Source organism: Paenibacillus sp. LHD-38, assembly GCF_031157315.1.
GTDB lineage: Bacteria > Bacillota > Bacilli > Paenibacillales > Paenibacillaceae > Pristimantibacillus.
Genome location: NZ_JAVIFU010000060.1, coordinates 1 through 13,480 on the forward strand (window position 1 = coordinate 1; position 13,480 = coordinate 13,480).

The 13,480-nt window shown below is 46.2% G+C and carries 12 protein-coding genes; 2 read left to right on the forward strand and 10 right to left on the reverse strand.

The genetic code is table 11. The annotated features are described in order from the left end of the window. Positions 1-379: 379 nt before the first annotated feature. The gene (locus RCO25_RS30175; protein ID WP_308999786.1) at positions 380-1,693 is read right to left on the reverse strand and encodes an anti-phage deoxyguanosine triphosphatase; all 1,314 of its coding nucleotides are present in this window, start codon (positions 1,691-1,693) and stop codon (positions 380-382) included. A gap of 97 nt (positions 1,694-1,790) precedes the next feature. Here RCO25_RS30175 and RCO25_RS30180 point away from each other — a divergent pair, with 97 nt between their 5' ends. Continuing rightward, a complete protein-coding gene (locus RCO25_RS30180; protein ID WP_308999787.1) occupies positions 1,791-2,354 on the forward strand; it encodes a guanylate kinase in 564 nt (187 codons plus the stop codon). A 224-nt stretch (positions 2,355-2,578) separates the two neighbouring features. Here the strand turns inward: RCO25_RS30180 and RCO25_RS30190 are convergent, their stop codons facing one another. Both RCO25_RS30190 and RCO25_RS30195 read right to left on the reverse strand, forming a co-directional pair. Next, the gene (locus RCO25_RS30190; protein WP_308999788.1) at positions 2,579-2,956 is read right to left on the reverse strand and encodes a Gfo/Idh/MocA family protein; all 378 of its coding nucleotides are present in this window, start codon (positions 2,954-2,956) and stop codon (positions 2,579-2,581) included. Positions 2,957-2,973: 17 nt separating this feature from the next. After that, on the reverse strand, positions 2,974-3,363 hold the full coding sequence (locus tag RCO25_RS30195; RefSeq protein WP_308999789.1) for a hypothetical protein: 390 nt from the start codon (positions 3,361-3,363) through the stop codon (positions 2,974-2,976). Here RCO25_RS30195 and RCO25_RS30200 point away from each other — a divergent pair. Then, complete coding sequence (locus tag RCO25_RS30200) at positions 3,334-3,456, forward strand: hypothetical protein (protein ID WP_308999806.1); 123 nt, start codon at positions 3,334-3,336, stop codon at positions 3,454-3,456. The two genes, RCO25_RS30195 and RCO25_RS30200, sit on opposite strands and share 30 nt — an antisense overlap. A 134-nt stretch (positions 3,457-3,590) precedes the next feature. On the opposite strand, the gene RCO25_RS30205 is transcribed toward RCO25_RS30200, so the two are convergent. The 7 genes from RCO25_RS30205 to RCO25_RS30235 form a co-directional block, all read right to left on the reverse strand. Further along, positions 3,591-4,379, reverse strand: a complete 789-nt coding sequence (locus tag RCO25_RS30205; protein WP_308999790.1) for an SWIM zinc finger family protein — start codon at positions 4,377-4,379, stop codon at positions 3,591-3,593. Positions 4,380-4,398: 19 nt separating this feature from the next. Then, positions 4,399-7,089, reverse strand: a complete 2,691-nt coding sequence (locus tag RCO25_RS30210; RefSeq protein WP_308999791.1) for a DEAD/DEAH box helicase — start codon at positions 7,087-7,089, stop codon at positions 4,399-4,401. Positions 7,090-7,278: 189 nt separating this feature from the next. Next, positions 7,279-9,138 carry a nuclease-related domain-containing DEAD/DEAH box helicase gene (locus tag RCO25_RS30215; RefSeq protein ID WP_308999792.1) on the reverse strand — a complete coding sequence of 620 codons (1,860 nt, stop codon included), beginning with the start codon at positions 9,136-9,138 and terminating at the stop codon, positions 7,279-7,281. Positions 9,139-9,940: 802 nt separating this feature from the next. Beyond that, a complete protein-coding gene (locus tag RCO25_RS30220; protein WP_308999793.1) occupies positions 9,941-10,963 on the reverse strand; it encodes a class I SAM-dependent methyltransferase in 1,023 nt (340 codons plus the stop codon). Beyond that, positions 10,935-11,627, reverse strand: coding sequence for a polysaccharide deacetylase family protein (locus tag RCO25_RS30225; RefSeq protein ID WP_308999807.1), 693 nt, complete (start codon positions 11,625-11,627; stop codon positions 10,935-10,937). Before RCO25_RS30225 ends, RCO25_RS30220 begins: the two co-directional genes overlap by 29 nt. After that, a complete protein-coding gene (locus RCO25_RS30230) occupies positions 11,600-11,788 on the reverse strand; it encodes a polysaccharide deacetylase family protein (protein ID WP_308999794.1) in 189 nt (62 codons plus the stop codon). Before RCO25_RS30230 ends, RCO25_RS30225 begins: the two co-directional genes overlap by 28 nt. 109 nt (positions 11,789-11,897) lie before the next feature. Further along, the gene (locus tag RCO25_RS30235; protein WP_374992193.1) at positions 11,898-13,460 is read right to left on the reverse strand and encodes a glycoside hydrolase family 32 protein; all 1,563 of its coding nucleotides are present in this window, start codon (positions 13,458-13,460) and stop codon (positions 11,898-11,900) included. Positions 13,461-13,480: the final 20 nt, after the last annotated feature.

A 13,480-nucleotide genomic window follows, 5' to 3' on the forward strand; every position in this document is an offset into this window, starting at 1 on the left:
GCCGCCAGCGTTCGTCCTGAGCCAGGATCAAACTCTCCAAATGGAAGTTTTCGCATCGACGCGATGTCGATGAGAAAAGCTTCATGTGTTTGAAATGCTCATTACTTTTTATCGCTTTTCTAACGATCCGTTAGGATCGTAAGGGCAGTTATTACTCGTTGTTCAGTTTTCAAAGAGCAATCTTTTTTCTTTCGTTCCGGTGTGTTTCTTGGCCGGAATAAGAATATACCATGGACAAGACTAGTAATGCAAGTGTTTTTTCAAAATAAATAATAATAGCTTTAAAAGCTCTATGTTTCATGTTTATACAGAATAGAAGATTCACGATAGAAAGCTTCTATTCTGTAAGCAATCATGATTGACCAGTCCTTAAGATACGCTAGATATCGAAAAGCCTGCCGCCTGCCGCTTCATATAAACGCGAATACATTTTCAAAGCATAGGTATCCGTCATCCCAGCTATGTAATCGCAAACTAACCTTGCATTTCGCTTGTCGGAGGTTTTACTCCAGCTAGCCTTTTCATCCTCAGGCAGCAGATTTTTATCGTTCAGCATCGCATCGAACAGCTTTTCGATAATTTTGCCTCCTCGCCATTCGAAGGTTTGCACCTTCTGCGAGAAAATGACATGATCCACGACGAGTGTTTTCAAATCCTCCAGCAGCTGCATCGCTTCTTCGGCGATGACCGCCTTATACCGCAGTCTATTAGAAGAAAAGGCCGGCTGCGCATCCTTTATCGTTATTTCATGAATAAAGCCGGATACTAAATCAGCAAAGAAACGCTTTGTCTGCTTGTTTTTATCGCTGTCATTGTCCAAGAAAATCCGCAGCGATTCGGCTATCCGCTCCGATGAAATCGATTTATGCCGCTCGACCACCTCGCATAGATCATCCCTTTTGATCAAATTCAGCTGAAAGGCATCCTCTAAATCATAGGTGGCATAAGCAATATCGTCAGCCAGCTCAATGATCGAGCATTCAAAGGTTTTGTTTAACGTTTTTCTATGCTTTCCGGCCTGAGGCTCGGATATTTGTGTGAAATACGCCTTCTCCTCTGGCGAAAATGCTTCCAGCACCCATTCAAACACAGGCTCATCCTCTTCAAATATGCTGCTTTTGGGCGGTTTGCCTGCTACATCCGGATTATTTACCCGATTCATGCTGGCAGGATATTTTAGAATGGACAGTAAAGAAGCCCTGGTTAGATCAAGTCCCGCTTCCCTATCCCCTTCTCTGCTGGTCAATAATCGAAACGTATGCGCATTCCCTTCAAAATTAAGATCAAAAGCTCTCATGCATTTGTTCAACGCACGCTCTCCTTGGTGGCCAAACGGCGGATGGCCCAAATCATGGGCCAACGCGGCTGCTTCTATAAGAGAGGTATCTATTTTGCTATCCGCATCATTAAAGATATTGTTTTTTTCATTTAACGTTGTGGCAATTCCTCTGGCAATTTGAGATACTTCAAGGGAATGGGTGAGGCGCGTGCGATGAAAATCCCCTTCGGTGATTCCGATGACTTGCGTCTTGGATTGCAAACGGCGAAACGCCGCCGAATGGATGACCCTGCCGAAATCGCGCTCAAAGTCGTCCCGGATCGAAACCCGCTGCTTCGCATTTTCCGTATTGATATGCCGCTCTATATCTTTTTCATTATAGAATGGGTTAAAAGGATGATTAGTTAGAATCATAGGCTCGCTCCCAGCTGAATTCGTTTAGAGCCATTTTAGCAATATATGGGCTTTATTGTAAGCAAATGTTGAAGAGATAATAAAGGAGAGCTAGCGCTTGGGAAATATATTCGCATTTTATGGACCGTCCGCGTCAGGAAAGTCCGAAATTCAAAAAGAGCTGGCAAACAGCGGCTATCCAAAAATCATAACAGCTACGACAAGATCCCCGAGACCGCATGAGGAAAACGGGGTCCATTATATTTTCATGACAACTGCACAATTCGAGCAAGAGCTTGAGGCCGGCTCCTTTATCGAGTGGACCAATTACAACGGGCATTATTACGGCACTTTAAAATCCAGTATCGAAGAGGTGCTGAGTCAAAATGGCAAGGCTCATATCGTTCTGGATCTGGCCGGCGTGCTCGCTCTCAAACAGCTGTACAGCGGTACCGTTGCCATCTACATAGGCGCTGACATTGAAACGATTACGAGAAGGCTTACGCTTAGAGGAAGTCTGACGGAAGAAATGGTTAACCGAATACAAAGAGCGGAGCAAGTCGAATTAAGCAGCGCCTATACGCAGCATGCCGATGAAATCGTCTGGAATCATGACGGCGTTGATTTTGATGATACGATGCGGCGAATACAGGAAATCATAGCAGCCGATCAATCGCAATAATTGCAAAGAAAGAGCTCTCCTGCCCAAAATGGGTAAGAGAGCTCTTTCTTTTAACTACATTTACTGTTCAACTTGAACCCAGCGCTCTTCTTTATGGCTCTTTAGGATTGCTTCCATTATGCACATGGACACATGCCCGTCTTCGAAGGTCGCGAAATTCGCCTTATCCTTGAGAGGATCTTTGCCTTCTCGTATGAAGGTGTAATATTTCAGCATCATATTTTTTACCGAATCCGGCCAGCCTTCCGTATGCCCGCCCGGATGATGGATTGACGGTCTAGATTCTCCGTATGGATAGGAATGTCCTCGTACTCCTCATCTGCCTGATCCTCATCGCTTCCGCTGAATGTATCCGCATGGGATATGGGCTTTTTTCGATGGGGATGGACGGTCCATAAATCGGCGAACACTTGCGAGATCTTCTTGCCCGTCACATATTGGACGGTATCGCACCAATGCGATCCGATATCCGCGACAGCCCGCGACCTGCCTCCTGTCTTATCCTCCAACCGCCAATTGTAATCCGTCTCGTAAAGCAGCCAATCTTGAAGATAGCTGCCATGGACCATATTGATCCTACCGAATTCATTTTGCTTCACCATCTCCGATAGCTGCTTCATCATCGGAAACTGGGGATAGTAAAAAAATAACCTCGTGCACGATACCATGCTTGCGCGCCAATGCCAGCAGTTCCCTTGATTCGGCGCTCGACATCGCCAAAGGCAATGATTCGGCGTACAGTTGTGTAAGACATCAATGTCAGGATTTCGAAGCATTTCCCTATCATCGTAAACATTGATTTATCCGACATGAACATGAGCGGCTTAAGAAATCCGTTCCATGCTCCCATGAACACGAAGTTCGTCTTCGCTGCTAAAGCAGGTACAGCAAGCCGAATCGAGTCGCTTCTTATCTTATCCAAAGCGATCGAGTAAAACCCGCCTATTGCACGCCAGCGCTGACTACCGTTCATCAACGTATATACGAGCTCGGCTTTCAGGCCGCTCAAATCCTCATCGATCTGTTAGAGAGGGAAGAAGCGATTCATCATGTCATGCTTCCTACCGAGCTAATTAAACGAGACAGCGTTCGCAAAATGTAGCTTCAGGTTTATAAAGATGCTCCCCGCATCTATGAACGCACCTTGTTCCAAACAACAAACAGGAGTCTGCAGATAGCAGACTCCTGTTTGTTGTTTGGTCAGTATTGCGCGATTATATGTCCATACGACCGCCTCTACTGCGATTTTCTTCTTGTCTTCTTCACTTCTGCCGCCTTGCTTTTCTCTGCCTCCCCCATGTCTATCTCAATACCGAACACATCCGAAATGTCGGCGTCCTCCATAACACGGCGTCCTCTTCCCTTCGATTTTTCAAGCATTGCTTGCGACTTCTGCGTTAATGATACTGAAATAAGCTCATCCACATTAACGCCTCGAAGCATAAAAAACAAAGCAGAATCCTCGTCAAAACGAGCCCCAACACCATATAGCATCGCTGCCACATGCTTGCACATTCTCGCCGAGTCCGGACAGCTGCATGCCAGCGTAATTTCCTTCGGGGAGGGAAACAAGCCCTTGCCCTTCACTGTAAACAGCTCAGAGAGCCCTTTCGGGAATTTTCCCGATATGAGCTCCTGCAGCGAATCGATTTTCCCCGCGCACTCCGTCACGACCGCTTGCCAGGTTTCTTTCGACAGAGGGACAATCGCAATTTCTACCTTATACGGCTTTGAAGAGCTGCCTTGTACGAGACCTGCTATCTTGCCCTGCGTAATTTGCAGGTCCAGCACTGCTCCATGCCGGACATAGCTGCGTCCGCGCTCGATTCGATTCGAATAATCCGAGTAGCTCTCCAGGTTTTCACTCCATGCTTTTCCCCACCAAGTTCTCGTGATCGTTCTGCCGGTAATGACAACTGGCGCAATGGCTGCATTTTTTTTCTTCAGTTTCTCGACAGCCTTCTCTGCCCTTTTCTTCTTCTCCGCAACCGGAACATAGGCTGGAAATTCATTATAAAATGCCATCCCATTATCCCTCCCCAAATTATATCGTCAGCTTCATTAATTCCATAATTTGTTCATTATCCATCTCCGTAATCCAGCTCTCCTGAATATCCGGAACAATTTCGTTTGAAAGCTTCATTTTTGCTTCGATCATCAAATCAATTTTCTCTTCAATCGTGCCCTCCGTAATAAACTTATGAACGATAACATTTTTTTGCTGGCCGATTCGGAATGCCCGATCTGTCGCCTGGTTCTCGACAGCCGGGTTCCACCATCTATCGAAATGGATTACGTGATTGGCTGAGGTTAGATTCAGTCCCACACCGCCCGCTTTAATAGAAAGCACCATGAATGGCACATATTCTTTACTCTGAAACTCCGCTACAATCTCTTTGCGCTTATTAACCGCCGTCTCGCCATGCAGCACAAGCCCCCTATGCTGAAAAATCTCTTCAAGGAAGGAGCGAAGCGACTCCGTTATTTCTTTGAATTGTGTAAAAATAATAACTCGCTCGCGCTTCTCGTAGATTGTCTCGCAAATTTCTCTCAGCCTTGCGTACTTCCCGCTCTCATCCTCTGCGAATACCTGCTGGCCTAAATATTGATCGGGATGATTGCATATTTGCTTGAACTTCATTAACGCTGCAAGCACGAGCCCCTTGCGCTGTATGCCTTCCTCTGCCGACTCGATCTTGCGCTGCAGCTCCTGCACGAGCTTATTGTAAAGCACAACCTGTTTTTTCGTTAATGTCGAATAGGTTTTCATCTCTATTTTATCCGGCAAATCGTTAATAATGGTTTTGTCTGTCTTCAGCCTTCTAAGAATGAATGGACTGACGACTTTCTTCAATCTCGTGTAGCCATTATCAGACTCGCGCATGCTCTTCGTAAACTGCGTAAACTCCTTGGCAGTGCCGAGCAAGCCCTTGTTCAAAAAATCGAACAAAGACCATAAATCGGATAACCGGTTTTCTATCGGCGTACCTGTCATGGCGATCTTATAAGACGCTTTTATTTGCTTCACCAGCTTCGTCTGCTTCGTGCCCGGATTTTTAATGGCCTGAGCCTCGTCCAATATTAACGTATCCCAAGCCCGATTCGTAAGCCATTCATATTTGGAGAGCATGCCGTATGTCGTAATAAACAACGCATGCTCCTTCAAGCTTCCGCCATGCTCAGATATTTCCTTATTCTCAGAGGGATGGTACACATAATATTTCAACGAGGGAGCAAACTTCCCGATCTCGCTCATCCAGTTTCCGATAAGTGATGCCGGAACGACCAGCAAAGCCTTCTCCTCTTTTCTCGTCCGTACAAAATTCAACAGGGCGATGACCTGTATCGTTTTGCCGAGTCCCATATCATCAGCAAGGCATGCGCCTAGACCAAGCGTTTTCATAAAATATAACCAGCCAACGCCCCGCTCCTGATATTCGCGCAGGCTCGCATGAAAATCCCCCCCCGCGGAGACAATCGATTCTATCTCCTCCGGATGCGTCAGACGGTTCATAACCGATTCAAGCCATTGCCCATTCGTCACATCCAGCTCTACTGCTTCCTCGGAAATGTCGAGCATTTTGCTTGCGTTCAGTTGAAGCCGCATCGCATCAACAAGGCTAAGTCCGGAATCATCCATCACCCGCTGAGCCTGCTCATAGGCTTTGAGCGCTTCCTGCAGCCGCTTGTGGTTGACCTCTACCCACTTGCCCTTAATAAACGCGAGTCCTTCTTCTTCTGCCATGAGCTGCTTCAGCTCATGGGCAGAAATCGTTTCTCCGCCCAGCCATAGCTCGGCGTCAAAGCTTATTAACGCATCTATATTTACATGAGATGGCTGCTTATCGCCTACACTCACTGTCAGCTTGAGCACATCCGACTTATTTCTCCACCACTTGGGAATGCGGCACAAAATACCTGCTTCCTCATAAAGCAATACTTCTCTTAGAAACGTGTATGCCTCATCTGCCGTCAAGCCGATCGGATAAAAAATATCCCCTGATTCAATCAGCTCGGCGATGAATGCACTTTTCTCCGAAGCTTTATGGACTGTCGATAGCAACTCCAGCAGCTTTCTGCTATTTTCGCCGTATTCCTGCAGCGCATTTTTTAACGGAAGATGCTTTGACTTGCCATTCGCGGAAAGTTCAGCCGCATAGGTCGATAAGAAGGAGAAAGGAAGATCCCCCTCCTTCTTGTTCTCTACCAGATGGAAATACACTCGTCCCGCCATATGAACAGGCGCATCGCTGTCCATGAACAGCTGTGAAATGCTGCCACCATAGCTCTGAATTCGATTTGCAAAGGCGCTATGGAGCGCTGCCCAAGCCTTTTCCAACCAGCTGGAGTTCAAATATTGTGAGCCTAATAAATAAGGCGCATTTTCCAAAATTTCATTGATTTCTTCATCCGCAAGCTCTACAAGGACTTTCTCTCGCAATACTTCCAAATCCGGATTTTGAGCAAGCCTTCTAACAAAGGAAGCAGCGATGCGTATGAGGTAGCTCAGCGATTCCGACATCGCTTCCGTGCTTTTCGTCATTCCAAGCCAGAACCAGAATTGCTCTGCATGCTGGTGGTAATGCGTATCTATTGCAGCCTGCACAGCAAGCGTATGACTATCCAGCTTCTTGGTTGCGGTCTGCCAATCCAGCGCAAACAACCCATCTTGTTGAATAATCGCAATGAGCTGTTTATTGGGGCTGTCCCCACTATGATTCGTGTCAGTCGACATCTTGCATCCACTCCATTTTGAAATAACGTTCATAACTGCTGCGTCTGCTCATTCCATCATAGCATAAACCTGTTTACCTTCGTATGTTATATACGGATCGTCTGGTGTAGTATCTTCAGCGCGAAAAGACCGTCAAGGAACGTGAACGACATCCTGGACGGTCTTCTTTTTTAAATAAATGGCTTTCGATCAGCCCATTTTCTTCACGGTATGTTTTTTTTCCTTCCGCTTCTGCTGGATCTCGTCCAGGTACAAGGTAAACTTCGAATGGCCGCTGTAGGATATAAACAGCCAATCTAGTGCGCGAGTGAGGGCCATATAGAAGAGTGATACTTCACGCTCTTCAGCCTCCTCCAGCGAGAACGGCATATTCTCCGTATTGACTATGAATACCGCGCGAAAATCGAGTCCCCTTGCGCCTTCGACTGTCGATATTTGGATAGCATCGCTGGCTCGTTCGGAGGGCTGCTTTGAATCGGTATCTACCGTTAACACGATATACGGGAGACCTTGCCGTTCCAACTCCTTACGGATCATATCGATATAAGATAGATAATAGTTATTTTTCACGCGATGCAAAATGACCATTTCGGCGTACGGTACTTTTTTCTCGTCATGCAGGTACTGGATACGCTTCACGACAGCAGCGATCTCTTCTTGGAAGCTGCCGCAGCGCAAAATCGCGGGCTCCGGCCCTTTTCGCCGTGTGCTCTGGGGTGGGATGATCTCGACACCGTCGATCGAGCCCTCCTGTACTTTGTTCTGAAGCGGCGAATGGTGCTGATAGAAGCTCCACGCAAATTGCACGATTTGGGCAGTATTGCGATAATTAATGGATAGGATGCGGGAGCGGTCTCTGGAATCTTGCGCTTGATTTTGTATGCTTGGACTCAGCATATGATTCAGCAGCCTCAGCCACTCCGTGTCAAACTCCTGCCCCTTGTCGATGAGAATGGCGTCGTAAGATGGAAGGATCGCTTCCTTCTTCTCCAGCTTCGCGATAAGGCCGGGAATGTCCGTTTCCCTAGCATTCAACACCTTCGCCAACCACTCATGAAAATGATAAACCGCAACGTTATGCTCACGGATCCTGTTATCCTTTTGCTCCTCCAGCATCATCCAATCAAAAAGATCCTCCGGCTCATCCATTAATTCATCAATCATTTGCCGAAGGCTTAACGATAAGGAACGGCTATGGCTTAGGACAAGCATTTTCCAATCCGGATTTTGTTTGGCCAAAATTTTGGCGCGGCTTGCAAGGACAACTGTTTTATCGCTAGCGGCATTTCCGAGCATTAATCGATGCCGGACTTCGAGCTGCTTCGCCATATTTTCCGGATGCAAATCCGCTGCCTTGATATGATGCAGAGACAACAAGAGCTGATCCTGCTCATTCGTGTGCTGGCGGAATTCTGCGCCGATACGCGCCTCAGGGAATAGATGATAACGAATCGACTGTATATCCTCCTGCGTTAAAAGGTACCTGCTCCGGCTCCAGGTTGCGAACATGCCATGAATTTTTTCGATAAACAGATCGGCAGAGAATCCTTCATCCTCCGGATCCATCTCATCGCGGCAAAGCACAAACTGCGGGGAGATAACGTCGTATAGGTTGTACTTGTCGAAATCCTCCTGCTTCATCCGCGTAAAGACGGTGCCGAATCCGTAAGGGAATTTTAGTGCGCCATGAAGGCCGCCTTCCTGCTGGATGAGCTGCGGGTCTTTCTTGAGATGGTTCACCACATGACGCGCGATGTCCCTCACTTGCTTATACGGATTTTCCACAGCTTCCAACCGTCCCGCAGATGTATACAGCTGCCACTCGTCATGATCAATTTGAAACAATGCCGACGGGGTATAGTCCTTTACTTCGAGAACTACAAGCCCCAAATCAGGTCCTATAATGACAAAATCAGGCCGGCTCCCTTCGATTTCCGGTTCGTAATACACCACGTAGTCATCCGCTAAATACGCCTTCAGCGTCCGAAACAGCAGCCGCTCGCCCGCAGTCGCACTCGTCCGTATCACCTCGGGAACCATGTACGCCATCCTTTGTCACCTCTCGTTCGATTTTTCTAGTTGATGCTAGTATAAAGCCTATTTTGCTCGATGTGTAGCCAAAAACGTTGGAAGAGCTGTATTACGCATTTTTTTCACCATACGGGCGTCTGGTTAATTTAGATGGAATTTCTCCTTCTAAAATGACTGAATCAGCCGATTTTGATCCATTAGATGGAATTTCTCCAGTTATATTTTAGATTCCAACGGGATTATCGGAAAATCAGAGAATTAACGTGAGAAATTCCATCTATTTTTTAAAATCGAACGGGCTCGGTATATTTACATGGAGAAATTCCATCTAAAGCTGAGTCTTAGATATGGCGGCTCCATTTTTGTGAGAAGGAGCATATATAGAGCAGCGCGGGCATTTCTAGTGAGAAGGAGCACGTAGAGTAGGGCGGCGCTTTTCTAGTGAATAGGAGTACATCGAGCTGCGCGGCGCTTTTTTATGAAAAGGAGTATCGTTGCTCCTTTTTAGAGAGAAGGAGCACAAAGAGCAGCAGCTCGGCGCTCCATAATGGCGTTTAGCTAATTTAGATGGAATTTCTCCTTCTAAAATGTCCAAATCTATCGGGATTGATCGATTAGATGGAATTTCTCCCGTTATATTTGAGAATACATTGAAATTATTGGATAAATCGGTGAATTAACGTGAGAAATTCCATCTATTTTTAAAAATCGAACGGGCCTGGTTCATTTACATGGAAAAATTCCATCTAATGTTGACTATTGTTGTGTTTGGCAGCTCCTTTATGGAGAGAAGGAGCCACGCTGCTAGCTCCCCCGCACCTTAGCGCTCCGCCGTCACTGCGAAATAAACAGGGAGCATCCCGAGCGTCAACGAATCGGTGAAGGTATGCAGCTGAGCGGCCTGAAAGCCTTGGGCTTCCATCAGCCTGATCAGCTGTTTTTTTCTGAAAAAGTTCGCTTGCGAGCGATGGAACGTAGGATCGGCCGTATGCGAACGAAGCAGCTTATTCCTGAAAAACTGGACCACTTTCTTGCTGAAAATACCCTTTCTAGAGAAGAGGTAATTGCCTATATAGCCTGAACCATGCACGAGCAGAAAAACCTTGCCTCCCGGGGAAAGCACCCGGTACATCTCCTCCAGCGCTTGTTCCACGTTTAAATATTGCAGCGCCACTCTGCATACAACAAAATCAACAGAATGATCCGCTAGCGGAATCTGATGCGCGTCCGCAGCCTTCGTAATAACCGTACAACTACGATTGCTTTGTTCCAGCAGAAGCTTAACAGAATGATCCGCTAGCGGAATCCGGTGCGCATCAGCAACCTTCGCAATAACCGTACAGCTACGATTGCTTTGTTCCAGCAGAAGCTCAACAGAATGATCCGCTAGCGGAATCCGATGCACATCCGCAGCCTTCGCAATAACCGTGCTGCTCCGATTGTTTTGTTCTAGCAGCAGCGTTTCCAGCAGCTCGATCTGGCTCGCATTAGCATCAAAGCCATATATAATGTCCGGCTTGCTTTCGAGCAAGGAGAATATCGTCGCCCCTGCCCCGCAGCATAGATCCAGTATTCTTTTGCGGTTGCTGGCCTCTTGTTGCAGAAGTAGATCGAAGGAGTCAGGCTCATAAACCTGCCGATAATGCTCGTAACAGGCATATCCAAACTCTTTATCCAAGAGCTTTAAATCGCTGGACAGCACACCTTTTGAAATCAACGTTGCCTTGATGGCTTCTGTCGGCTGTTTCCTATTTCTTCTGTTCAAGCCATTTTCTCTGCCAAAAAAATACGCGGCACCTGCCAGCAAATCCCGGTTAAGAACAATTTCTGATTTTACGCTCACTCAGCGCCTCTCCCCCGATCTGAGGGTAATACCTGTTTAACGACATACAGCTATAATCGCCCAAAAGCATTTTCAGCTTGTTATACGCAGCTTCTAAACCATAATAACGTCTAATGCCATTAAGCTTCGAAGTGTTGAAAATACGAGGCTGATGCTGATCCAAATCATAGGGATGGATATAAAAAACGAACGAGTCCCGTTTTCTAATGATGCTGCTTGCCCCTAAGCTAAATAAACGATAAGGATAAATGCGAAAATAACCTCCGCCGCCCCAAGGAATATTAAATCCGTTTAAGGGATAAACCGGCAGAGGGATCTCCCAAAGGCCGTCCCTGATTTTAAAAGGAAAAGAGTCAGACGCAGGTAAATTAAACTTGGAGTATAACTTGTTAAAGGTATTGGGAATTTGGCTTGAATCATAAGTAAAACCTTCTTCAATTAATAGATCGAGCCCCCAATCCGTTATGGAAAAACACGGAGCGCGATAACCATGCACTTTTGAGCCTATTATATTTTCTAAAATGTCCTTGGACATACGGATGTCTTGCTTGAACTCTTGGGGGGACTGTTGATAGACCAATCGATGGGAATATCCGTGGAAAGCGATTTCATGACCTCTGCGATGTATTTCTTTAATTAAGTCAGGTCGTCTCTCCGCAAACAGCCTAAGACAAAAAAAGTGCCAGTCGCCGCATTTTCGTCCAGTAAATCCAGGATTTGATGGAGCGGCTTCTCCAGTCTTAATTCATAGCCCTCCCATTCCGAGAGCGATAAATCCGGGCTGCAAAACCAGTCTTCCACATCGACCGTAAAAGCCATTCTCATGACGATCCCACCCTTCTCCCCTATTATTCCTCATACGTCGAACGATGGCAACATTTGTATGCGTTAGAATGATTTTGGATGGGTGGGAAGAACGATTACATCTGCTAGACTAAGTTTTGTTGAAGTGCTTGATGACCACATTCTCAAAGATCGCGGTGCCGCCTTCCGAAAAAAGACTAATCGCTTTATCGTTCAATTCCGGAAAAACTTCATTGGAAAAAGCGATTTTACCCTCATCAATAAACACTTCAATGCTTGTTTTATCAATCAGGATCTTTAAGTGAACCTTCTTCTTCCTCACATCAAATGGCGCTCTGCTTTCAAGATATCTACTACTCGTATCGGGCTGCCCTGTAAAAGCTCGATTGACGTAAGCGTACTGTCCTTCTACAAAAACTCCGACATCTACATGGCGGGTTTTGTCTGCTGATTCTCGAAGCCTTAATCCGATATTGTTAATCTCCGACCAAGAGATATCGGCGTCCAGCTGGTACGTATCCCCCGTTACCGGAAGTGTTGCAGAGCCATCAACTTTTATTCGTTTAAAGGAATCCGCCTTGCTCGTCCATTGATCTAATGTTTCAATTGGCTGTGATACCAAGCTGTACGTGTGATCCCCGGCTTGTTTTAATTTAATTTGACGCACAATGGAATCCGTTCCGTTAAAGCCTTCTTTCAGCGTTGGCGTATTGTGGGGGTAATCCCAATTATTCATCCAGGCCAAAGCATAACGATAATTGTATTTATCGCTGCCTTTTCCCTCTTCAAACGTTACAGCGCCATACCAATCGTAGCCATAATCTAACCACTGAGGCTCTTTGTAATCCGCGGAAAATTCTTTCCCGTTGAAGCTGCCCGTCCAGTAAGCGTAGGTGTTTGGTTTTCCTATCAATTTGCCATTTGCGCTGGCACCCAGAATCCATTTCAAGCTGCCGTCATCCGCCCGCATCAAATAAAGATCGGGACACTCCACAATACCGATATTTTCCGTGAAGAAACCGCTTGTATAGCGCCAATCTTTTAAATTACGAGACTCGTAAAAACCTATCTTCGTTCCTTCCGCTATGGCCATCACCCATTTATGAGCTTGTTCGTCCCAAATCACTTTTGGATCTCTAAAATCTGCCGTACCCGGATTTGGCATAATCGGATCATCGCGATAGGATTTAAACGTTTTTCCTTTGTCCGTACAGTACCATAAATATTGCTCCTGCTTCCCGCCATCTGCGGAGGGCTGGGTTACAATCGCGACAAGAGCTCCTTTTCCAAAGCCAGCCGTATTATTATCGTCCACAACGACGGATCCCGACCATGGATCGCCATTTTTGTTTGTATATTTAGGAATGGCCACCCCTTCATCCTTCCAATGCAGCAAATCCGTTGATGTGGCATGCCGCCATTCCGTCCCGTTTCCATCTGGATAATCACGATTATAGAGATAATAGTAATGATATTTTCCATCCAAATAAATCGGCCGCTGCGGGTCGTTTTTCCACTTGTCGGGTGCGGTGAAATGATAAGCAGCCCGATAAGTCGGCTTAGGATGAGAAACGTTGGATTCCTTCTTCTTGTTCTTTCCTAAGTCATAAGTTACTGATACTATCGCGACCAAACCGATTAAACAGATGATGAATACAACGATTCTTTTAACGACCTTCTTATTATTGTTCAAATCGACACCTCGCTTTTCAT

Coding starts and splice junctions, on each gene's coding strand:
- RCO25_RS30205 (WP_308999790.1), bottom strand. CDS start 4,379: ATGGCATTTTATAATGAATTTCCAGCCTATGTTCCGGTTGCGGAGAAG.
- RCO25_RS30215 (WP_308999792.1), bottom strand. CDS start 9,138: ATGGCGTACATGGTTCCCGAGGTGATACGGACGAGTGCGACTGCGGGC.
- RCO25_RS30190 (WP_308999788.1), bottom strand. CDS start 2,956: ATGGTGAAGCAAAATGAATTCGGTAGGATCAATATGGTCCATGGCAGC.
- RCO25_RS30175 (WP_308999786.1), bottom strand. CDS start 1,693: ATGATTCTAACTAATCATCCTTTTAACCCATTCTATAATGAAAAAGAT.
- RCO25_RS30230 (WP_308999794.1), bottom strand. CDS start 11,788: ATGAGAATGGCTTTTACGGTCGATGTGGAAGACTGGTTTTGCAGCCCG.
- RCO25_RS30210 (WP_308999791.1), bottom strand. CDS start 7,089: ATGTCGACTGACACGAATCATAGTGGGGACAGCCCCAATAAACAGCTC.